This window comes from Paenibacillus dauci, assembly GCF_000971985.1.
Taxonomy (GTDB): domain Bacteria; phylum Bacillota; class Bacilli; order Paenibacillales; family Paenibacillaceae; genus Saccharibacillus; species Saccharibacillus dauci.
Window position 1 is genome coordinate 335443 of sequence record NZ_LAQQ01000002.1, and the last position, 21324, is coordinate 356766.

A 21324-nucleotide genomic window follows, 5' to 3' on the forward strand; every position below is an offset into this window, starting at 1 on the left:
GGGGCGGCGTAATGCTGTGAATTGGATCAGATGTACCGTTGGAGTTTTTGAATAAAGGTTATCAAAGAAGGATCGCCGGTATGATCTGGCGATCCTATATAAAAGAGGCACACCCAAGTATGACAACTTGGGTGTGCCTTTATCTGTTGTTATATGAATTATATATTTAGGTATAATCAGATGTTCACTGTTCGCTACAAGAAAATATTCGTGCCCTATTATCGGATTCAGCTGGTAACGGGTGCGTACCATTGCAGATTGTCGCGGATAAAGGCTTCCAGTGAACGTGGAGCCTGGCCGGTAATACGCAGCACCGTATCTGTCACCTGATCTTCGATGCCTTCGGTACGAATACGTGTATCCAGTCCGGCAAAAAAGCGTGCATAATCTGGCTGCATCCCGGCAGTCAGCAGCAGGTCGTACAATTGTTCTTCGCCCACATGATGATGCTGCACATCCAGTCCAGACAGATGACTAATGATAGCGGCAGCTTCTCCATAGCTGAGAGACTCCGGTCCGGTGATGATATGATCGGTATTATGCGGCTGCTCATCGGTCAGTGCATGGACAGCCACACGGGCAATATCCTCGGCATCGACAAATCCCAGCTTGCCATCACCGGTCGCTGTGGTAATACCTGCGCCGGCACGGATCGCATAGCCATGTGCAGCTTCGGTAAAGTTCTGCATAAAGTAGGATGGGCGCAGAATTGCCCATTCCGGCGCATGCTGCATAATATACTGCTGCACTGTTCCGAAGACAGGTCCATCCGCTTCAATCGAAGCACTGGACAGCATGACCAAGCGCTGTGTTCCGGCAGCCAGTGCCTGTTCGATAAAAGGAATCATGACCTTCTCGGGATGCATGTCCATGATAGGAGCGACCAGATAGATCGTGTTCATTCCTTCGACGGCAGCAGCGAATGTCTCTGGACGGTACCAGTCGAATTCCACTTCAGGGATCGCCTGCTGACCAGAACGTGGGGAGCGCATCGCTTTGCGTACAGTGTAGCCTTGGGCAGTCAGTAGTTCGGCGATACGGGTCGATGTTTTGCCGCTGCCGGCAGTGAGAAGAAGTTGTGGATTGTTCATAATTAGACCTCCTGTGTAGGTGCATCCGGAGTGACAGCCCGTGCTACAGCGAGTGGGTTCCAGTAATCCAGATAACGCGAGATTTTACCATTTTTCACTTCGATCAGGGAGATATAGTCCTGTGCATAGACCTTGCCTGTCTCCAGCAAGATGCTTGTCCCCTGGAACTGGGCGATAAAGATATCCGGGTTCAGCGTTTGGTGAATTACCGGTGTACTGAAATGATTCATGCGGATCATTCCATCAAACTGTTCCATATGCTGGGCGAGAGCCTGTTTACCCTCCAGCAACTTGTTGTAACCTTCATCTGCATAAGGGAACTCAAAGCGGATTTGCTCGTCGAACAAGTCCAGCCAGCTCTGCATATCCTTATCCAGCAGCAGGGAACCAAACTGGTTGATTAGATGTAGCGCCTGTTCTGCACGTTCGTTCAATACATCAATAGTAGAAGAGGAAGAAACGGATGGGTTGGTCATAATAAATGCCTCGCTTTCAAATGAGTAGTAGGATTATATTTGTCCTGACAGAAGCAATGAAGCGGCTTTGTCAAAGGCTTGTAAGACCACTATACCTATTCCGGACTAAATAGTCAATAATATTCGGACTAAATAGTCAAAAATAATTTGAGGTGATTATTGTCTGGGTAAAGTAGGGCTTGCAAAGAGGATGAGCATAGCGAATAAACGCGCAAAGCTGACTTGGCAGCTTCATATTCATAAATGTGTATGTATTTTCATGTAACAACCCGCTTTTTAACGGTAATCAGGTGCAGAAATGAATAGTCAAAGTATCGTAAAAAAGCTTTGACTTGCTTGTCTCCAGTGGCTTACAATACTCATTTGTCGGGTAAGAATGGTTAGATACCCGGATCGAGCGGCAGAATCGTCTTTCCGGATGGATTCGGCATGAGCAAATTCCTATACCGGTTCAATAGATACGGATGATTAAAGGAGCATGGAAGCATGAGCATAAAAAAACGCATTTATGATATGGTACTGATCACGATAGGCGCTTTTCTGTTTGCACTGGCGGTCAATCTGTTCATCATCCCGAACAATCTGGGTGAAGGCGGCGTGACCGGGGTTACGATTATCATCTATTATTTGCTCCAATGGTCTCCCGGATTGGTCAATCTGGTGATCAATTCATTTCTGATTCTGATCGGTTACAAATTTCTGGATAAAACGAGTATTATCTATACGATTATCGCGGTAGCGCTGAACTCGCTGTTCCTGCATCTGACCGAAGGCTGGCATATTGAATCCAATGAGATTGTAGTCAATGCGGTCTTTGCCGGTGTGCTGGTCGGGGTGGGAATCGGACTGATTATCCGTGCAGGCGGCACAACGGCAGGTACAGCGATTCTGGCACGAATTACACATAAATACCTAGACTGGAATATCAGCTACGGCTTGCTCTTTTTTGACCTGATCGTGGCATTCTCGTCCCTGTTCATTATCGGAGCAGAGCGGCTGATGCTGACAATCATCGCGCTGTATATCGGTACCAAAGTCATGGACTTTATTATCGAGGGTCTGAATCCGAAAAAGGCAGTCATGATCATCTCCTCCCATCAGGAAGCAATCGCGGAGAAGGTCATTACCGTCATGGATCGCGGGGTGACTGTATTATCCGGTCATGGATACTACACCAAGAATCCGAAGGAAGTACTGTATATTGTAATTAGCAAACAGGAAGTATCCGTCCTGAAAAAGATCGTACGCACCGAAGATCCGAATGCATTTATTACGATTCATGATGTGCGCGATGTATTTGGTGAAGGGTTCCTGGAACTATCCAAGTAAGATCTATGCTCCTTTTAAATAAATAGAAACACAGCCAAAAGCCACGCTGTCTCCTCCGGGAATACCCGTACAGGAGAAGGCGTGGCTTTTGGCATGGAAGACAATGTGCTGTCCGTGTGCCTGCGCATTCAGATACGCAGTGCACTACAGAGGCAGATCATGAAGCTTCCGATCGATTCAGCCGTTCAAGGCTCAGGACTTGCTTTTGGCGAGTTCCAGCGCCATATCGGCTTTTTGCAGATCGTGTTCTACCTGCTCGTCGATATTGTATGCATGGTACATTTCATTTTCGATCATATAGTTAGCGATTTTCTCATGCAGATCGATCGCTTTTTGCATTTGGGCTTTGAGTGTACGGCGTACACCTGGTGTAGCTGTCTCGGTCAGCGCTACCGCATAGTTACGGACACCTGCTTTGGCAGACATCAGCAGATCGGTGGCAATTGCCAGATCATCGAGTGGTGCTGTTGCATTAACGAGCATTTCTTTGGTCATACTGTTGGAAGCCATAATGAATTCCTCCTTATTTTTGTTTTTCCAGGATGGATCTGAGGTCTTCAATTGCTTTGATGGAGTCTTGAACATCTTCGTCCATAATCTGTCTCAGCTTATCGTCTTTGACAAGTTCGCGCATAGCTACCGCTTTGGTAACACAAGATGTTTTGAAAGTAAGCAGCTCGTGCACTTCCAGCATTTCATGAGTCGCTAATTGTTTGGCCATGATGACATCTCCTTTGCAACCATTATTTAACAGGCTTTCTATCTGTATATAACCCTGTTTGATTTGTTTGTATCAGCGAAAATGGGGTAGTGCTCCAACCTGTAGGGCAGCATAAAAAGAGAACAAGCAGTCGCTAATGGTACATTATCCGGCAGATACTGCCTATGACATCGCATTGTGCATAAAGGCATAGCCAAAAGCCCTCTGGACAGCGAAGAGGATGCTGTACAAAGGGCTTGAATAAATAGTTGGAACCAAGGTGCTTATTTGATTCTGAAATGCTCGATTTCCTTTTGCAGATCATCGGCGCGTGCAGCGAGGGACTGGGCAGAAGAACTGATTTCTTCCATGGAAGCCAGCTGCTCCTCGGCAGATGAAGCGATATCGTGCATGCTCTCGGTATTGCGGGTGGAGATACCGGTCACTTCCTCGACAGAACGGGCAACCTGTCCGGCATTCGAATTGACTTCCTCGACCAGTGTATTCATTTCCTGCAGGTTCGAAGAAATACGGTGCGAATTGGATTTGAGCTGCTGGAACTGCTCGGCAGAATGCTCTACCGAAGTCAGACCATCGGTTACGGAATGATGGATCTGCTTGAAGGTGGACAGGGATTCATGAATCTCGCGAATAATATCCTGCAGCAATCCTTCGATATGCTGGGCAGACAGATGGGACTGTTCGGCCAGCTTTTTCACTTCACCGGCGACGACGCTGAATCCTTTACCGGCTTCACCGGCACGTGCCGCTTCGATCGCTGCGTTGAGCGAGAGCAGATTGGTTTGTTCGGCAATCGTATTGATCGTTTTGAGGATCGTGGAGATCTCGGTAGACTTCTGTGACAGTCCGGTTACCACTTCATTAGCCTGGTTCACGGAACGATCAATATGCTGCATCTGACCGACTGTCCGGCGGATCAGCTGATCGCCTTCGTCTGCCATCGTATTGGAGGTATGCGACAATCCGAGTAGAGACTGGGAGTGGTGCTGTACTTCCTGCAGCAAGCGTGCCACATCGTTCAACTGGGAAGCGCTGCTGCTCATATTCTGGTTCTGCTTTTCGGTGCCTGAAGAGAACAGTTCGATAGCGGATGTAATCTGTTCGGTCGCCTGACTGGTCTGCTCGGAGCTGGCATTCAGCTGCTCGGACGAGGAGACCACGTCGCTCACAGTATCCTGAATCGAGCCGACGAGAGAACCCAAAGATTCATTCATATGGTTAAAGGCTTCAGACAGACGGCCCAGTTCATCCTTGCTCTTGTCTTCGACAGACTGGGTCAGATCTCCCTGGCTGATCGCATTGGCAACATGAACGAGTTTGTTCATTCGTTTGCTGATCGAACGTGTCACGAGCCAGACAATAATGCTGCCGATAATCAGAGCCAGTACCATCACGAGCAGTGTCTGGTAGAGCAGCGGTTTTACCTTTTCGTCAATCTCGCTGTGAGAGAAATTGCCGACGAGCTTCCAGCCGGTAAGCGGGCTGGTTGTATAGCTGAGCTGTTTATCGACATCGTTGAATACATAGCTGAAATTGCCCTGTGGTTTATTTTCGGCAATAATACGCTTGGCAATATCATCGGTTTCGCCCGCTTTGATCGTTGGGTGAGAAATATAAGTGCCATCTGGTGCAACAATCACGGCATAGCCTTCATCGCCGATCTTGATCGTGGAGGTGATTTTGAGAAGTGAGGCAATACTGATATCGAGTCCGACTACACCGCTTTTGTCATCAGTTTGTCTAGCGACAGTTACGGTCATTTCCTGTGTGGATGAAGAGATATATGGATTGGTGATAATGGTCTTGCCCGGGCTGGCTTCTGCCTGTTGATACCATGGACGTTGTCTTGGATCGTAGTCAGCCGCAGTCGGAGCGTCCGAAGAAGTGAAAAATGCTCCTGTTGTAGTGCCTACATAGATGCCTTCTACTTTGCTGGTCGCATCATCATATGTGTTCAGACGTTCGAGCAGTGCAGGACTGCCGGCAGTCGTATAGTCACGCTGTGTAATTTGTTTGGCAAAATAGTCAACGGTATCTTCGTTCTGCTGCATATCGTTATCTACAATCGCACTCAGTGTGCCTGCATTGAGTGCAGTGCTGTCAATGAGTTCTTCGCTGAGCGAGCGCTGGGCGGTAAAATAAGAAACCAAGCTGGAGGTTACCAGTGCTACTACGAGTACAGCACAGAAATAAAACATCAGTTTGCGGCCTAACGATTGATTAAGAAATAAAGCCTTGATTGCGTTCATCGAATCCCCCCGTTTATCATATGAATGAATATGTTATCGACAGAAAACGACTTTGAATAAAGATAGAACCGAAAGTAACTTTGTATAAAACATAAAAACAAGAAAAAAATGCAGGATTCACAAAAAAACAGCATGTCTGCAGCCCGGCAATTGGCATCACAATGCCGATCGGATCTGCAAACATGCTGTTTGTTATACTCTTGTTCAAAGTATGATATGAATATTAGCCAAGCCGCCCGACAAACTGTTCCAGACGATCGAGCGCCTGTTCAAGCACCGGACGCGCATAGGCATAGGATAGCCGGATATATCCCTCGCCATATCGGGAAAAAGCATCCCCAGGCACGACAGCGACGCCAGCTTCATCAAGCAGACGGAGCGCGAATTCCATGGAAGGCAGTCCGAGATGGGCAATCGAAGGGAACAGGTAAAAAGCGCCTTCCGGCTTATCAAGTGTCAGTCCCATATTCATCAACCGGTCGTATACATAATCCCGGCGTTCCCGATAAGCATCCCGCATCGGCAGTGCATCGTCGATACCGTGCGTCAGCGCCTCCAGTGCCGCATACTGGCTGATGGAGCTGGCGCAGGATACATTGTATTGATGGACCTTGAGCATATGCGCTGTGAGCCAGGCAGGTGCCAGTGTATAACCGATCCGCCAGCCGGTCATGGAGTGGGACTTGGAGACGCCGTTGATAATAATAGTCTTGTCACGCATCCCCGGCAGCAGGGCTATCGATTCATGGGGCACATCGTAGATGAGTTCGCTGTAGATTTCGTCGGAAATAACGAAAATATCGCGCTCATGCAGCAGGGAGGCGATATCTTCCAGCTCGCTGCGGCTCATGACGCGGCCTGTCGGATTGGACGGATAGCCGAGAACGACAGCTTTGGTACGCGGCGACAAATGCGGTTCCAGCAGCTCGGCGGTCAATTTGAAGCCGCTACTGCGAGTGTCTACATAGACCGGAATGGCGCCGGCCAGACGAATCAACGGTTCATAGCCAGGGTAGATAGGACCCGGCAGGATGACTTCATCTCCCGGTGTAATAATCGTGCGCAGTGTAATATCCAGTGCTTCGCTGGCACCGACCGTAATAATAACTTCACTCGCTCCATCATACTGCTGGCCATACTTGCTACGTACAAAATCGGCTGCCGCCTGGCGCAGTGCAGGTATGCCTGCATTGGGTGTATAGACGGTACGACCTTCCTGCATCGCACGCTCGGCAGCTTCGATAATATGCGGCGGTGTCGGGAAATCGGGCTGTCCGAGTGTCAGTGCCAGCGCATCGGGATACTGGGCAGCGGCATTGGCAATTTTGCGGATGCCGCTGATCTGGATTTCTTTGACGGAGGAGTTGATCAGATGTTCCATGGAAGTCTTCCTTTCTGAATAGGGAAATATGTAAATGATGCGGCGTCTGATGCATCCGGCGCCCGCTTGCTGTACAGAAATCATGTTACACAGTATATCAAAGTCTACTGAGAGAGGACAGACAGACTTGCCTATGGTATGTGAACGGCATTGCAAAAAATCACCGTATCGTTCGGCATAGGCACCGGATGCTGCGAAATCGGAATAAGCACAAAAAAGACCTCCTGGATATGGAGGTCTTTGGTTGATTTAATAAAAAAATGTTCGAGAAAAGAACGGCTGATCGGCAAGCTGAATGCTGCGTTTATGGATTAATTCACCGTATAGCTGTAATGAGGTGAATCGTACTGCGGACCGGATTTCTCGTACGTGAACCAGTACTCGACTTTGTTGCCTTTGGCGAGACCGGTAATATTTTTGCGCCATGTGCCGGAGCTGTCGGTCATCCGGAAGTTCTGCTGGTCACCGCTGTTGATTTTGTAGTGCAGATCCACGTATTTGGCAGGGGTAACCGGCTTGAACGTAATGCTGATTTCCGTGCTGGAGACGGTGGCTGCTTTGGCGGTGTAGTCAGCTGTTGTATTTTCGCTGCCGGTACCTGTTGTTGGCGGCGGAGTCACCGGAGGCTCTGTCGTTGGCGGAGGTGTGGTACCGCCAGTCAGATATTGTCCGGTGAACGGATTGAACCGGTGCAGCGACATAATCAGCCAGCCGGTGCTAGACACACAGTTCTGCTGGGCCATCACCCAGTAGCTGTTGCTGGTGCCTTTGAGCGAGTAGGGGATACCGCCGAGTGAAGCACCTGAAGTTCCCTGCTTTTTGATAATTTCATTGTTGATAGCATCGGCTTTGGCGGTGTTGCCCTGCAGATAGTAGGCGAGGGACATAAAGGCAGTCCCTTCAAACCACACGTCCGCACCGGTGCTGCCGATCTGGTTGCCATTATCGTCATGGGCAGGCATTACCTGGTCGGTCCAGTCAAAGTCGTAGCCGGTTAATGTGTTACCCGCGTCATTGTAGGTCAGCGTCTGCTTGTAGCGCGGATTATCCATCGTACCCGGTGATCCGTTGGCATTCTCTACATAAGCCAGACTGGCGCCGTAGTTATGGGTGCCGCTGGTGCCAAGTGCCAGTACGCCCCATGGATTCACATCAAGCGGAATCTTCGGATCGATCAGGCCGGTGTCATTTTTCCAGCCGCCGGTGAAGCGCTTGTGGGCTTCGTCCCAGACTTTGTTGTCGAGGAAGCCTTTGACTTTGGCTGCCGCTGCATTGTAGGAAGCCGCTCTGGAAGAATCGACCGAAGCGTAATACTGGAGCACCCGGTAAATGTCGATATTGTGCTCGGTAGAGCTCCATGGCTCATTGGAGTTGGTCCAGCCGCTCCAGCCGCCGGCGACTCCGCCATTGGCCTGCTGATATTGCAGCGACCAGTCGAGGGCTTTGAGTGCCATTGGACGATAGCGGGTGTCATTGTATTGTTTCTCATAAGCCATGGCAGCCATCGCCATCCAGACGACCGGACCGACATGCTTGCGGATTTCCTCACCTGCACCGTTGTTATACCAGTAGGAGTTCAGCCAGAAGCCCTGCGGGTCCTGGATATCGCGCATTTTGTTCAGTACTTTCTCGGCGCGTCCACGTTCTCCTTTGACTACAAAGGCGATCGCAGCAACAGCCTGATCGTACGTATAGACAATCTGCTTGGGATTATTCGGTCCCCAGAAGTCTTCAAAGCTGTCTACCAGTCCGTCAAAGGCCAGCCCAGCTGTAGCATCCTGCTGGGTCTCCAGCCAGATCAGTGCCTTGTTGGAAGCATCGCTGGCCGCATCGGCGCGGACAGGTCCCGCGGCACTCAGCGTTCCTCCCACCAGCAGTACCGCAGACAGTAACATGTTCGTCCATTTCTTATTCATACATTGCCTCCCTCAGAATGGTATGTATCAGGTAAGTCAAATCTATAGTGGCTTATGATAGCGCTTTCGTGAAGGGGCTATGCTACGTACTGTATGTGCGTTTCTACGATAGGCTGCCGGAAGTGGGCAGACCTGTACAGGCAAAATTGCCCGATTATATGCTCTCCCTGTGCAAACTTTTTATATATTCTTTATAAAATATACTATTTCTATTGGACTTGAGTCGTTATAATAGCAATGGTGCCTTTTGCGTAAGATTGAAGTGGTTAAATAATAAAATGATGCTTTTTCATCACATAAAATGTTATTTAGTCATATAAATGGAAGCGGCGGCTGTAACAGGTATCCCAGATGGATCCATACAGTCGAAGGTAAACGAAACGGAGCACCGCCAGTCGATACAGGCGGATGCAAACAAGGAGGCTGTTATGAACGAAAATACCATTATCCGGTTTGATGGAGTGACCAAGCGTTATGAGGACGGGACGCTGGTACTGGAACATATAGATTTCGAGATCGAACGGGGTAAATTCTACACACTGCTCGGCCCGTCCGGCTGCGGCAAAACGACGATTCTGCGGATGATCGCCGGCTTTACGGAGCCAAGCGGCGGCTCGATTTATTTTAACGATAAAGTGATCAACAAAGTGCCTGCCAACAAGCGCCAGGTGAATACGGTATTCCAGGATTATGCGTTGTTCCCGCATCTGAATGTATTCGAGAACGTAGCTTTTGGACTGCGCGTCAAAAAGATGAAAAAAGACGCGATCCAGACCAAAGTGCTGGAGGCGCTCAAGTTCGTCAATCTGGAAGGGTACGGCCAGCGGGCGATCTCGGAAATGTCCGGCGGTCAGCGTCAGCGGGTCGCGATTGCGCGTGCACTGGTGAACGAGCCGGAAGTGCTGCTGCTGGATGAGCCGCTGTCTGCGCTTGATCTGAAGCTGCGTACCGAGATGCAGTACGAGCTGCGCGAGATTCAGCAGCGTCTGGGCATTACCTTTATCTTCGTTACGCATGACCAGGAGGAAGCACTGGCGATGTCGGACGAGATTTTTGTTATGAATAAAGGCAAGATCGAGCAGAGCGGTACGCCGAACGATATCTACGATGAGCCGATTAACCGCTTTGTGGCGGACTTTATCGGGGAATCGAATATCGTACCGGGCCGGATGATCGAGGACTATCTGGTGGAATTCAACGGCAAGCAGTTCCAGTGTGTCGATGCCGGACTGCGTCCGAATGAAGCAATCGAAGTGGTCATTCGTCCGGAAGATCTGGAGCTGACCACCGAAGACCGGGGCAAGCTCAAGGTACGCGTCGACAGCCAGCTGTTCCGCGGTGTTCACTACGAGATTAGCTGCTATGACGATTCCGGTCATGAATGGCTCGTACACTCCACTCGCAAAGCGGAGCCGGGCAGCCAGATCGGTCTTGATTTTGAGGCCGAAGCGATTCACGTTATGCGTTTTGGGGAAAGTGAAGAAGATTTCGACCGCCGTCTGGAAGGATACGGAGAAGGCGGTATCCATGCAGGCTAATACGCGCGCGATCTATATGCTGCCATATTACGTATGGATCGTCTTGTTTGTCGTGGCACCGGTGGTGCTGGTTGCGTATTATTCCTTTTTCGATGTAGATGGGAATCTGACACTGCAGAATTACCGTACGTTCTTCACGCCGGTATATATGCAGATGACGCTCAGCTCGTTCTGGTATGCCTTTCTGGTGACCCTGTTCTCGCTGCTGATTGCTTATCCGGCGGCTTACCTGCTGACCCGGACCAAGCACCGGCAGCTGTGGATTCTGCTGATTATTCTGCCGACATGGATCAATCTGCTGCTCAAAACGTATGCGTTTATCGGGATTTTCGGTACGTACGGTCCGGTGAATGCGCTGCTGGGCGCGATAGGTATCGGAGAGCAGCAGCTGCTGTTCAACGCATTCAGTTTTGTGTTTGTATCAGTGTATATTTTCGTGCCGTTCATGATTTTGCCGATCTATAATGCACTGGAAGAACTCAATCCAACGCTGATCTCGGCAGCACGCGATCTCGGTGCATCCGGCTGGACGACGTTCCGTCGCGTGATTTTCCCGCTGACGCTGTCCGGAGTCAAATCCGGCTGCATGGCGGTATTTATCCCTTCCCTGTCACTGTTTATGATTACCCGCCTGATCGCCGGCAACAAGGTAATCACGCTCGGTACGGCGATTGAGCAGCATTTCCTGGTCACTCAGGACTGGGGCATGGGTTCAACAGTTGCTGTCGTGCTGATTATTGCGATGGCTGTACTGATGCTGCTGACCGGCGGCTTCGGACAGGAGGTGCGTCATGGGAAATAAAAATAAATGGGGTAATCTGTATCTGGTACTCGTCTTCGCCGTCCTGTACGCGCCTATTCTGTACCTGATGTATTACTCGTTCAACAGTGCAGGTAATATGCATGAATTCGAAGGCTTCACCTGGCAGTGGTATGGCGAGGTGTTCCAGGATACGCGCCTGATGATTATTCTGATCAATACGCTGGTCATCGCCCTGCTGTCTTCGGCGATTGCGACGATTATCGGTATTATCGGTGCGCTGGCGATAGACCGGATTCAGCGTCGCCGACTTAAGGATGCCGTGCTGTCGCTCAACAACGTGCTGATCGTCAGCCCGGACGTTATTATCGGTGCATCGTTCCTGATCCTGTTCACGATTGTAGGCATCAAGCTGGGATTTGCCTCGGTGCTGATCTCGCATATCGCGTTCAGTATTCCGATTACCGTGCTGATGATTCTGCCGCGTCTGCAGGAAATGAGCCCGACGCTGGTTGATGCGGCACGCGATCTGGGCGCCAGCCAACGGGATGTACTGGCACGTGTTATCCTGCCTTTTATCAAGCAGGGAATCTTTGCCGGGTTCTTTATGGCATTCACGTACTCGCTGGATGACTTTGCCGTGACGTTCTTCGTGACCGGTAACGGATATTCCACGCTGTCGGTCGAGATTTATTCCCGGGCAAGACAGGGTGTGGCACTGTCGATCAATGCATTGTCTACCCTGATCTTCCTGTTTACGACCGCACTGGTGGTCGGTTATTACATGATCAACCGCCGGGCACAGACCCGTACGCGCCGGAGTGAACCGGCTGCCGAAATGGGGGTGCCAAGATAAATGAAAACAATCAGCCGTATGTTTATCGTCATCATCGTCGCTGCGCTGCTACTCATGTATCTGGCAGCCCGGCTGAATGTCAGCCAGGGGTACTCGGGCAGCAATACGCTGACGATCTACAACTGGGGCGATTATATCGATCCCGACCTGCTGGACCAGTTCCAAAAAGAAACCGGGATTACGGTGATCTACCAGACATTCGATTCCAACGAAGCGATGCTGACCAAGATCGAGCAGGGCGGTACTACTTTCGACGTGGCGATTCCGTCTGACTATGCCATCTCCAAGATGCGCGAGGAGAACCTGCTGCTGCCGCTGGATCACAGCAAGCTGCCTAATCTCAAAAATATCGATCCATCGTTCCTGAACCTGTCGTTTGATCCGAATAACAAGTATTCGGCGCCTTACTTCTGGGGAACGGTTGGTATCGTATATAATCCCAAGCTGACCCATCTCAAATTCCACAGCTGGGACGATCTGTGGGACCCGTCGCTGCGCAACAATGTGCTGCTGACCGATGGTGCCCGCGAAGTAATCGGGATGTCGTTGAACAGCCTGCATTACTCACTGAACGATACCAAAGAAGCTCACTTGCAGGAGGCGCTGGCCAAGCTCAAGCTGCTGACGCCAAATGTCAAAGCTATCGTTGGTGACGAGATCAAACTGCTGCTCGCCAACAACGAAGCCGCCGCCGGACTCGTATTCTCCGGAGACGCATCGGAGATCATGGGCGAGAACGAGGATCTGGACTTTGTGGTACCGGAGGAAGGCACGAACCTGTGGTTCGATAACATGGTTATTCCGAAGACTGCAGCCAATATAGACGGTGCGCACAAGTTCATTAACTTCATGATGAACCCTGAGGTGGCAGCGCAGAATGCGGAGTATGTAGGGTATTCGACACCAAACGATGCAGCGCTGAAGCTGCTGCCGGAGGATATTTCCGGAGACGAACGCTTCTATCCGCCAGCGGATCTAACCCGTCGCCTGGAAGTGTACGACAATCTGGGGAAAAAGATGCTGGTGCATTACAACGAGCTGTTCCTGCAGTTCAAGATGAACAAGTAAGAAGCAGCACAGAGTCAATGATATAGAGATATCAAAAAGCTCCACCGGATCGGTACTGAACCTATTCAGTAACCGTTTGGTGGAGCTTTTTTTGCTGCACATCTTTATGTAGGTGTAGAGTATCAGGAAAGGGAGTCAGTTAGACGCCCGGGTAATGATGCCTGTAAAAGTGATAGAGGAATAGTCTGGTTTTTGCTGTATATCGGTTCGTTTCAATACACCGCTCCATTGTCCTGCAGTAGGATGATTCTCCGAATATTGGATTTCAGACGGAATATCTTCTGTTGGCTGAAAGTTTCTGACTACCGTAATATGTATTTGATTTGGTGTGGACATGGTGTACTTTGTATCATAATGAACACTGGCTACAACATGATTGGTATAAGCCGGAAGAGACGTTGAATGGTTGTCCATAGCAAAAGCTGATCCGCTGCAAACCGCAAGAAAGCCCGAAGCAATGAATGCGGGGAGCATCAACCGTTTCATTTGAATACCAACATTTTTCATATGTCGTTCTCCTTTTCGTAAGATGAGATTATTATATCATTCAGTCTAACCATTTTATTGAAAATAAGAAACAAAAATACATTCTTTATGCCTTGTTTACGACTTCCTCATCCAGTCCTCATGTAGGATGAGATAAAAAGATATACATTAAAAGCATAGCAAACAATTACATACTTACCAGAAAAGTAGCAAGCGTAAAACCTAAAAGCTGAAAGGAAGCGACAAGATATGAAGATCAATCATGTAACGATCCAGACCTATGCACTGGAAGAAACCTATTCATTTTATACTGACACTTTCGGACTATTGGGTCTGAACAAGCAGCAGGATCGTTTTAGCCTGCAGATTGGCAGCAGTATTCTTGAATTTGTGCAGACTATGAGTAACAGCCGACCTTTTTACCATTTTGCTTTTAATATTCCCGCCAATCGGTTCCGGCAGGCAAAAGAATGGCTTCAGAAGCGGGTAATCCTGCATATGGAAGAAGGGACGGACGAAGTCTTTTTTAAGAACTTTGATGCCTATTCGTATTACTTTACGGATCCTTCTGGCAATATAGTGGAGTTGATTTCCAGACAATCGGCATCTCCGGTAGTGGAAGAGCCATTTGGTATAGCACAGATTCTCAATATTAGTGAGATCAATGTGACGACTCCAAGGCTGATAGAGACGGGAGAGCGACTGATCGACTGGGGTATTCGTCCCCGTCTTGATGAAGAATTAGGTGAAGGGCTCAATTTTATGGGGGAGGGAGATTCTTTCCTGCTGCTGGGTCGCCCAGGAAGAATATGGTTTTCTTCGGACAAGCATGCGGAAGTACATCCCGTTACTATAATGGTCGATGGAAGTAAACGAATTGAGGTGACAGCAGAAGGAGAAGTGCTGCTGACGAGTGTCGAAACAATCGGATAAAACAGTACAGAGCGCAGATTAAATCTAATCTGCGCTTTTATTTTGGGAGAAGATACATCAGACAGTTGTAACCTTTTATAGTCGTATACGTCTGTATAAATGGTTAAAAATAACTTATATTCCACGGAAAGGATGTTTTTGTGAAAAAGATTATAGCAGTTATAACGTTTTTAACTTTGTTTTTCTCGGTATCCTCAAACACGAGTGCTGATGTATTCGATGATTCCAAAGTCAAAGTAATTCTTAATGGCTCTGAACTGGATTTTGATCCGAACGCCATTATTCAAAATGGCAATACAATGGTGCCCTTCCGCCAGCTCTTTGAAGCGTATGGAGCGAAAGTAACATGGAACCAAAAGACCAAAACAATCACTGCTGTAAAAGAGGGTACTACAATCCGATTAACACTGGATCGTTTTGATGCATATGTGAATAACAAGAAAATTAGACTGACTCAAACCCCTTATATGGCAAAAAGCACATCGCTGGTCAATCTTCGATTTATCAGTGAAGCAATGGACGCCAAGGTGAATTTCGACAAGATTAATTTAACTGTAAATATTACGACGTCAAAATAGTCTCAAAAGTTTAGTATGTAATCATTCTGCTGGACGTAACATACCTTTATCCAAATTTAAAGAATCACACACTACAATATCACAACAACCAAGCCGGATCATCATGCCATGATTGCCATGCGCATAATGATCAGTTTTTTTTGTCGAGTTCCTTATTTTTACAACACCTTGAAAATGCGAACCACAAACCTTGAATTTCTGTATTGCTGTAAGTAAGCGTTTACAGCATAATGTGGATGTAATGTTAATAATAATATTGATCATTCAACCAAGGGGGATAATACACAATATGAGAAAAACAGGCAAAGTACTATCGCTGCTGCTGACTGGTGCACTGGCACTGGGATTGACAGCATGCGGTAACAGCGATTCCGGTAAAAGTAGTGAAGGCGCGAGTGGCAGCAGCGGCGACAAAGTGACCATTACGTTCCAGAACATCTATCCGGACCCAACGACTCCTACCTATAAAATGATCCGCCAGATCGTCGATTCCTACCAGAAAGAACATCCAAACGTAGAAATCGCTCTGGATACCCTGAATACCGACCAGCAAAAACTGAAGCTGAAAACGCAGGCAGCTTCCCGTGAAATCCCGGATATCACCATTGTGAACCCTTCCGCACAGATGAAGCCGTATGTGGATGCAGGCTTGCTCGCACCACTGGATGACATTCTGGACAAAGACGGCCTCCGTGATACATACCAGGAAGGCCTGCTCGATTACTACAGCAAAGACAACAAAGTCTATGCACTGCCGGATGGCAATAATATCGAAGTGGGTTACTACAACAAAGCCCTGTTCGCCAAAGCAGGCATCGATGCTCCACCTGCTACTTTCGAAGAGCTGCTGGCAGACGTGAAGAAACTCAAAGACGCAGGTATTACTCCAATCGCAATCGGAGAAAAAGATTCCTGGACCGGTTCGTTCCTGTTCATGAACATCCTGCTTCGCACCAACGGTGGTCCTGGCTTCCTGCAGGACGTAGCCGATGGCAAGAAAACCTTTAACGACCCAGCCTTTATCGAAGCGGTCGATGCGTTCCAAAAGCTCGTACAGGCAGGTGCCTTCCCTGAAGGCGCAACCTCTATCGATGCCACAGCAGGCGGTAACATGTTCCGTACCGGTCAAGCAGCAATGTTCTTTATCGGTACATGGGAAACTGGCGCGAACGATTCTTCCACAGTCGGCAAAGACGTTGGTGTATTCAAATTCCCAACTGTTAATGGCAAAGGCAATCCGGATGAGTTCATGCTGGCACCAGGCAGTGCATTTGCCGTATCCGCCAACAGCGAACATCTGGCAGAAACCAAGGATTTCCTGAAATACTTTGCAACCAATTATCCAAAAGTATCCTTTGAACTGAAAAATGCAGTCGGTCTGGGTCAGAAAGTCGATGGCGACTTCGCTGCAGCCGGTTACTCTCCACTGGCGATCGATGTACTGGATCTGTTCAAAAACATCAAAGGCGGCGATCTTTCCTTTGATAATACGATGAATCCAGCCGTATCCCAGGTTCACCTGAGCAGTATCCAGAACCTGTTCGTACAGCCGGTTGATCCGAAGCAGGTAGCGGCAGAGCACCAGGCAGCTTTCGAGGCGAATCCTTAAGCGATTATTTCCTGACCTGCAGCAGCGCTCCGGCAAGGAATTCTGCCAGCGGCCTCCGATTGAGAATGGATATTTTGAAATACCGCTTTGCGGTAAATATCCATTCTCAAAGGTCAGCCTTTTGGCAGAATTTCCTTCCCTTCGCTGCGAGCATTAGCGCTGCATAACAACTCACAACCATACAGGCGCAAGTTCTACCAGGGGGGCGCCCACCAGCGCCCCTTTATTCATGCATGAATTTTTAAGCACTTAGCGAAGGCAAGATAATTCTGCCAAAGACCGACCTTTAAGAATAGAGATCGACCGCGAGGCGGTCATTCAGGATCTCTATTCTTAACCGGAGGTCGTGGCAGAATCTCTTGCCGTAGCGGGTGGTGCATATCCTGCTCAGTAATTTACAACTGTACACACATTGCAAAGCCCACTACAAATAGAAGCTCCACCACTGGAGAGGAGGGAGAAACCATGAATGTATTAAAAGTACCTGCCCCAACGATTGCCATTTTTGTACTGCCGTGTCTGCTCCTGTACATAGGAACGGTATTCGTACCGATTCTGGTTTCCTTTTATACGGCAACACTGGACTGGAACGGTATCGGAGATGCCAAGTTTATCGGACTGGCCAACTTCCATACGCTGTTGTTCGAAGATACCAACTTCTGGCCATCGGTCAAGCGGACATTGATGTATTCGGTGTTCTCCATGATCGAGATTCCATTCTGTCTGCTGTTTGCCATCCTGCTGAACCGTTATGTTCGCAAGGGTAGCCGGCTGGTTACGATTTACTTTGTCCCCGTGATCCTGTCCAATGTTATTCTCGGACAATTGTGGAAAACGATCTACAACCCGACCTCCATGGGCGGTATGTTGAACGGTATTCTCGTTCAGTTGGGACTGGAGAGCTGGACGCACAGCTGGCTCACAGAGCCGGCGACTGCGATGTATGCCCTGTACTTTGTATCGTTGTGGCAGTACTTTGGCTATCATCTGCTGATCCAGTTCACGGGTGTACAGAATATTCCCGACGAGATCTACGAAGCTGCCAAAATCGACGGTGCAGACGGATTCAAAGCCGATCGTTATATCACGTTCCCGATGATCGTGCCGATCTTCAAAATCTCGATTGTACTGGCATTTATCGGTTCTCTGCAGGCATTCGAGCTGGTCATGGTTATGACGGGCGGCGGTCCGGCACATGCAACCGATACGATTGCGACCCATATGTATAACATGTCCTTCCTGTCCCAGAAATACGGATACGGCAGCGCGATTGCAACGTTCCTCGTTGTCTTCTGTCTGGCGGTAACCGTAGTGATCAACTTTATATTTAACAAAATCGAACGCAAGGTAACCTAAGGAGGAGAGCGAGATGCTAAAAGTGAAAAAAGGATTTGTGTATCTTCTCTTCGCAATCCTGGTTGTTACCCAGCTGTATCCGCTGTTCTGGCTGCTCATGTATTCCCTGAAGACCAACGAAGAGATCTTAAGCGGCAGCTTTTTCGCACTTCCGAATATTCCGCAGTGGCATAACTATGCGGAAGCCTACACTTCCGGCAGCTATCTCAAATATCTGGGCAATAGCGTACTCGTTACCGGTGTGACCCTGCTGGCCGTTATTATTCTGAGCGCGATGACCGCCTATGCGATCTCACGGTTCAAATGGAAATACGGACCGTATGTGCTACTGCTGTTCTTGCTCGGCATGATGATTCCGATGCAGGCGACACTGCTGCCATTGATGATCATCTTCAAAAACCTGGACCTGCTGGACACCCGCTGGTCGATCATTATTCCGTATACAGCGTTTGCGCTGCCGATAGCCGTATTTATCCTGAGTGGATTTATGCGGTCGATTCCGACGGATATTGAAGAATCGGCGTTTATGGATGGAGCGAGTGTATACCGGATTTTCCGCAGCATTATCCTGCCGATCTCGTTGCCACCGGTGATGACGGTATGTATTCTGACCTTTATCAATATCTGGAATGAATATATCGTGGCGGCGACGTTTATCTCGTCCGAGAATCTCAAGACGCTGCCGTTCGGGGTGTATACGTTCGTCAGCCAGTATTCGGTCAATTACGGTAATATCGGAGCGTTCCTGATCATGGGCGCATTGCCGGTTATCCTGATTTACTTTATCCTGTCCGAACGGATTACCAAAGGTATGGTAGCCGGTGCGGTCAAAGGCTAAAACAGGATAGCATCTGCTCTTGTCCGTGATCCTGCAGGGGAATTGGTGGGCAATCTGGAACAGATTGTACTGCCGGATCATGGAGTCGTCCTGAGCTGGATAGCTAACGTGCATGAACCGTAATAGTTTGTTTTGTCAAAACATCCCTCAACTGGTATTATCCAAGATATAGGAGCCTGGCGACAGCTGGGCAGAAGGTGTTCAAAACCTTCTGCTGCTGTCGCCCTTTGGCTTTTTCCGAAGAACGTGCAGAGAGGAGGAGCCATCTTGCCGCGCAGGTTCCATTCCATTCATACCCGGCTGTTTATCCTGTTCTTATTCTGTATGACTGCGATTTTGCTGATTGTCAGTGCGCTGTTCTACAACCGTACCACGACACAATTTCACGAAAAGCTGGGCGAGATTGCCCAGAAAAATGTCTCTCAGACAGCGGGTCTGCTGGATCTGCTGCTCGCCAGCTATGACAGTCTGTCCAAGTCAATCAGTACGAACGGAGATATCGTCCGTCTGGTCGGTGAGAAGAAAAAGCTGCCGCCGCAGGTCGAATACATCAATCAGCACTCCATTACCACGATGATGGGCGCGATCTACTTTTCCCGTGATGATCTGGTCGGGATACATATTATCGGGGAGAACGGCAAAATCTATAACTACGGCAATTACACGACAGTCGTCGATCCCCGTTATGGCAGCTCGGATTGGTACCGAAAGATCAACGACTCGTCCGGCAAAATGGTCTGGCTCGGCGTGTTTCCCCATTCGCTGATCGATACGACCGAAGACGATGCCGTGTTTGCTTTTGGGAGACCGATCTTCGATCTGAACGAGCAGCACCAGATCGGTATCGTTCTGTTCGAAGCCAAAGCAGATACGGTGCTGGCAGCGATGAGCAATCTGAAGCTGGGACCCAATAGCGACGTGGATATTATCACCCGCGAAGGCAAGTCTGTACCCACCTCTCTGGAAGCGAATCCGGTACATACGCTGCTGCCTGAACATATGAAGACGCCGAGCGATCCCGGCGAAGTCATTGTGGATCAGCTGGGGGATCGTCTGATCGCTGCTTCCAAACTGGGTACGACCGATTGGACCGTTGTCAGCTCTACTCCTTCCCAGGATCTGGATGTGGAGCTGACCCAGACCAAGCGGTATCTGTTCATCGTCGTCACGATTCTGATCCTCGTCGCTGCACTGATTGCCCTGATCGTCTCGCGGACGATTTCGCTGCCACTGCAGCGGTTGGTCCGGCAGATGAAGCAGGTGGAGAACGGTAATTTTCATGGCATTGTCCGGGTGACTTCGTATCAGGAGATTAACGTGGTGGTGGCTTCCTTTAACCATATGGTCAAACGGGTAGAGGAGCTGATCGAGCGTGTCAAAATCTCGTCGGTCAGCGAAAAGAATGCCGAGCTGCATGCACTTCAGTCGCAGGTGAATCCGCACTTTCTGTACAATACGCTGGATATGATTTACTGGATGCTGGATGAGAAGGGAAATGACCGACTCGGCGAAGTCGTGCTGTCCCTGTCTCACATGTTCCGCTACAGCAGCCACTGGGAAGGTAATGCCGAGGTGACGCTGCGAGAAGAAGTGGAGCAGATCCGTCACTATCTCAATATTATCCAGATGCGGCTGGAAGACCGACTCACCGTGGAGATCGATATCGACGAGCAGTGGATGAATCTGCCGGTACCCAAAATGCTGCTGCAGCCGGTGATCGAGAATGCCGTCAAGCATGGTCTGGAAGCGCAAAAGTCCGGGCTGCTCACTGTTCGCGCCGTACCAGATGAGAAATATCTGAATATCCGTGTGCAGGATAACGGTGCAGGCATGCCGGCTGAGACATTGGCTCGCTTGCAGCGTTCACTGAATATGTATACCGCCGAACCGGCAGGCGAAGAGGGATTATCCGCTGCTCGCCAAGGAATAGGCATGCAGAACCTGCATCAGCGGCTGAAGTATATGTTTGGCGAAGAATACGGCATTGGCATCGAGAGTGTGCCGGATGAAGGAACAACGGTTACCCTGCGGCTGCCACTGCCTGTTCAGCCTGCGGGGCAGGATGCTGCAGGACAACAACAGCTGCCGCATAACGGATCGGCCGGGTCGGATTTTCGGACCGGAACAGAATAGACGCAA

The 21324-nt window shown here is 49.3% G+C and carries 19 protein-coding genes; 11 read left to right on the plus strand and 8 right to left on the minus strand.

Annotated elements, in window-relative coordinates; translation table 11 throughout:
* Positions 1-227: 227 nt before the first annotated feature.
* Together WH46_RS15775 and WH46_RS15780 are read right to left on the minus strand one after the other, a co-directional pair.
* Positions 228-1091 (minus strand): NAD(P)H-binding protein, encoded by an 864-nt coding sequence (locus tag WH46_RS15775; protein WP_046227470.1) that lies wholly within the window; start codon positions 1089-1091, stop codon positions 228-230.
* Positions 1092-1093: 2 nt separating this feature from the next.
* On the minus strand, positions 1094-1567 hold the full coding sequence (locus WH46_RS15780) for a nuclear transport factor 2 family protein (protein ID WP_046227471.1): 474 nt from the start codon (positions 1565-1567) through the stop codon (positions 1094-1096).
* A gap of 492 nt (positions 1568-2059) precedes the next feature.
* Between WH46_RS15780 and WH46_RS15785 the strand changes: the two genes are divergently transcribed.
* Complete coding sequence (locus WH46_RS15785) at positions 2060-2896, plus strand: YitT family protein (protein ID WP_026136348.1); 837 nt, start codon at positions 2060-2062, stop codon at positions 2894-2896.
* 192 nt (positions 2897-3088) lie between these two features.
* On the opposite strand, the gene WH46_RS15790 is transcribed toward WH46_RS15785, so the two are convergent.
* The 5 genes from WH46_RS15790 to WH46_RS15810 form a co-directional block, all read right to left on the minus strand.
* Positions 3089-3406, minus strand: a complete 318-nt coding sequence (locus WH46_RS15790) for a spore coat protein (RefSeq protein ID WP_017814795.1) — start codon at positions 3404-3406, stop codon at positions 3089-3091.
* A gap of 13 nt (positions 3407-3419) precedes the next feature.
* Complete coding sequence (locus WH46_RS15795) at positions 3420-3617, minus strand: hypothetical protein (RefSeq protein WP_017814794.1); 198 nt, start codon at positions 3615-3617, stop codon at positions 3420-3422.
* Positions 3618-3880: 263 nt separating this feature from the next.
* Positions 3881-5866, minus strand: a complete 1986-nt coding sequence (locus WH46_RS15800; RefSeq protein WP_046227472.1) for a methyl-accepting chemotaxis protein — start codon at positions 5864-5866, stop codon at positions 3881-3883.
* 223 nt (positions 5867-6089) lie between these two features.
* Positions 6090-7247, minus strand: a complete 1158-nt coding sequence (locus tag WH46_RS15805; protein ID WP_046227473.1) for an aminotransferase A — start codon at positions 7245-7247, stop codon at positions 6090-6092.
* A gap of 311 nt (positions 7248-7558) precedes the next feature.
* A complete protein-coding gene (locus WH46_RS15810; RefSeq protein WP_046227474.1) occupies positions 7559-9163 on the minus strand; it encodes a chitinase in 1605 nt (534 codons plus the stop codon).
* Between the two features lie 428 nt (positions 9164-9591).
* Between WH46_RS15810 and WH46_RS15815 the strand changes: the two genes are divergently transcribed.
* Genes WH46_RS15815 through WH46_RS15830 form a run of 4 tightly spaced genes read left to right on the plus strand, consistent with a single transcriptional unit; the run spans position 9592 to position 13385 of the window.
* A complete protein-coding gene (locus tag WH46_RS15815) occupies positions 9592-10701 on the plus strand; it encodes an ABC transporter ATP-binding protein (RefSeq protein ID WP_046227475.1) in 1110 nt (369 codons plus the stop codon).
* Positions 10691-11503 carry an ABC transporter permease gene (locus WH46_RS15820; protein WP_046227476.1) on the plus strand — a complete coding sequence of 271 codons (813 nt, stop codon included), beginning with the start codon at positions 10691-10693 and terminating at the stop codon, positions 11501-11503. Before WH46_RS15815 ends, WH46_RS15820 begins: the two co-directional genes overlap by 11 nt.
* The gene (locus WH46_RS15825) at positions 11493-12317 is read left to right on the plus strand and encodes an ABC transporter permease (RefSeq protein WP_046227477.1); all 825 of its coding nucleotides are present in this window, start codon (positions 11493-11495) and stop codon (positions 12315-12317) included. Before WH46_RS15820 ends, WH46_RS15825 begins: the two co-directional genes overlap by 11 nt.
* Complete coding sequence (locus WH46_RS15830; protein ID WP_046227478.1) at positions 12318-13385, plus strand: ABC transporter substrate-binding protein; 1068 nt, start codon at positions 12318-12320, stop codon at positions 13383-13385.
* Between the two features lie 135 nt (positions 13386-13520).
* On the opposite strand, the gene WH46_RS15835 is transcribed toward WH46_RS15830, so the two are convergent.
* On the minus strand, positions 13521-13892 hold the full coding sequence (locus WH46_RS15835; RefSeq protein WP_046227479.1) for a hypothetical protein: 372 nt from the start codon (positions 13890-13892) through the stop codon (positions 13521-13523).
* A 228-nt stretch (positions 13893-14120) separates the two neighbouring features.
* Between WH46_RS15835 and WH46_RS15840 the strand changes: the two genes are divergently transcribed.
* The 6 genes from WH46_RS15840 (at position 14121) to WH46_RS15865 (ending at position 21318) form a co-directional block, all read left to right on the plus strand.
* Positions 14121-14804 carry a VOC family protein gene (locus WH46_RS15840; RefSeq protein ID WP_046227480.1) on the plus strand — a complete coding sequence of 228 codons (684 nt, stop codon included), beginning with the start codon at positions 14121-14123 and terminating at the stop codon, positions 14802-14804.
* A gap of 140 nt (positions 14805-14944) precedes the next feature.
* Positions 14945-15382 carry a copper amine oxidase N-terminal domain-containing protein gene (locus WH46_RS15845; protein WP_046227481.1) on the plus strand — a complete coding sequence of 146 codons (438 nt, stop codon included), beginning with the start codon at positions 14945-14947 and terminating at the stop codon, positions 15380-15382.
* 289 nt (positions 15383-15671) lie between these two features.
* Positions 15672-16991, plus strand: coding sequence for an extracellular solute-binding protein (locus WH46_RS15850; protein WP_017814781.1), 1320 nt, complete (start codon positions 15672-15674; stop codon positions 16989-16991).
* 465 nt (positions 16992-17456) lie between these two features.
* Positions 17457-18347 (plus strand): carbohydrate ABC transporter permease, encoded by an 891-nt coding sequence (locus WH46_RS15855; protein ID WP_017814780.1) that lies wholly within the window; start codon positions 17457-17459, stop codon positions 18345-18347.
* A 13-nt stretch (positions 18348-18360) separates the two neighbouring features.
* Entirely contained in the window at positions 18361-19185 is an 825-nt protein-coding gene (locus tag WH46_RS15860) for a carbohydrate ABC transporter permease (RefSeq protein WP_017814779.1), read from the plus strand.
* 267 nt (positions 19186-19452) lie between these two features.
* Positions 19453-21318: a sensor histidine kinase gene (locus tag WH46_RS15865; RefSeq protein WP_046227482.1), complete on the plus strand. Its 1866-nt coding sequence runs from the start codon at positions 19453-19455 to the stop codon at positions 21316-21318.
* Positions 21319-21324: the final 6 nt, after the last annotated feature.

Bases quoted from the DNA above. Each gene is read 5' to 3' on its own strand.
- WH46_RS15790 (WP_017814795.1), bottom strand. From the start codon at position 3,406: ATGGCTTCCAACAGTATGACCAAAGAAATGCTCGTTAATGCAACAGCA.
- WH46_RS15830 (WP_046227478.1), top strand. From the start codon at position 12,318: ATGAAAACAATCAGCCGTATGTTTATCGTCATCATCGTCGCTGCGCTG.
- WH46_RS15795 (WP_017814794.1), bottom strand. From the start codon at position 3,617: ATGGCCAAACAATTAGCGACTCATGAAATGCTGGAAGTGCACGAGCTG.
- WH46_RS15820 (WP_046227476.1), top strand. From the start codon at position 10,691: ATGCAGGCTAATACGCGCGCGATCTATATGCTGCCATATTACGTATGG.
- WH46_RS15835 (WP_046227479.1), bottom strand. From the start codon at position 13,892: ATGAAAAATGTTGGTATTCAAATGAAACGGTTGATGCTCCCCGCATTC.
- WH46_RS15825 (WP_046227477.1), top strand. From the start codon at position 11,493: ATGGGAAATAAAAATAAATGGGGTAATCTGTATCTGGTACTCGTCTTC.
- WH46_RS15850 (WP_017814781.1), top strand. From the start codon at position 15,672: ATGAGAAAAACAGGCAAAGTACTATCGCTGCTGCTGACTGGTGCACTG.
- WH46_RS15805 (WP_046227473.1), bottom strand. From the start codon at position 7,247: ATGGAACATCTGATCAACTCCTCCGTCAAAGAAATCCAGATCAGCGGC.
- WH46_RS15840 (WP_046227480.1), top strand. From the start codon at position 14,121: ATGAAGATCAATCATGTAACGATCCAGACCTATGCACTGGAAGAAACC.
- WH46_RS15815 (WP_046227475.1), top strand. From the start codon at position 9,592: ATGAACGAAAATACCATTATCCGGTTTGATGGAGTGACCAAGCGTTAT.
- WH46_RS15775 (WP_046227470.1), bottom strand. From the start codon at position 1,091: ATGAACAATCCACAACTTCTTCTCACTGCCGGCAGCGGCAAAACATCG.
- WH46_RS15800 (WP_046227472.1), bottom strand. From the start codon at position 5,866: ATGAACGCAATCAAGGCTTTATTTCTTAATCAATCGTTAGGCCGCAAA.
- WH46_RS15810 (WP_046227474.1), bottom strand. From the start codon at position 9,163: ATGAATAAGAAATGGACGAACATGTTACTGTCTGCGGTACTGCTGGTG.
- WH46_RS15780 (WP_046227471.1), bottom strand. From the start codon at position 1,567: ATGACCAACCCATCCGTTTCTTCCTCTTCTACTATTGATGTATTGAAC.
- WH46_RS15855 (WP_017814780.1), top strand. From the start codon at position 17,457: ATGAATGTATTAAAAGTACCTGCCCCAACGATTGCCATTTTTGTACTG.
- WH46_RS15860 (WP_017814779.1), top strand. From the start codon at position 18,361: ATGCTAAAAGTGAAAAAAGGATTTGTGTATCTTCTCTTCGCAATCCTG.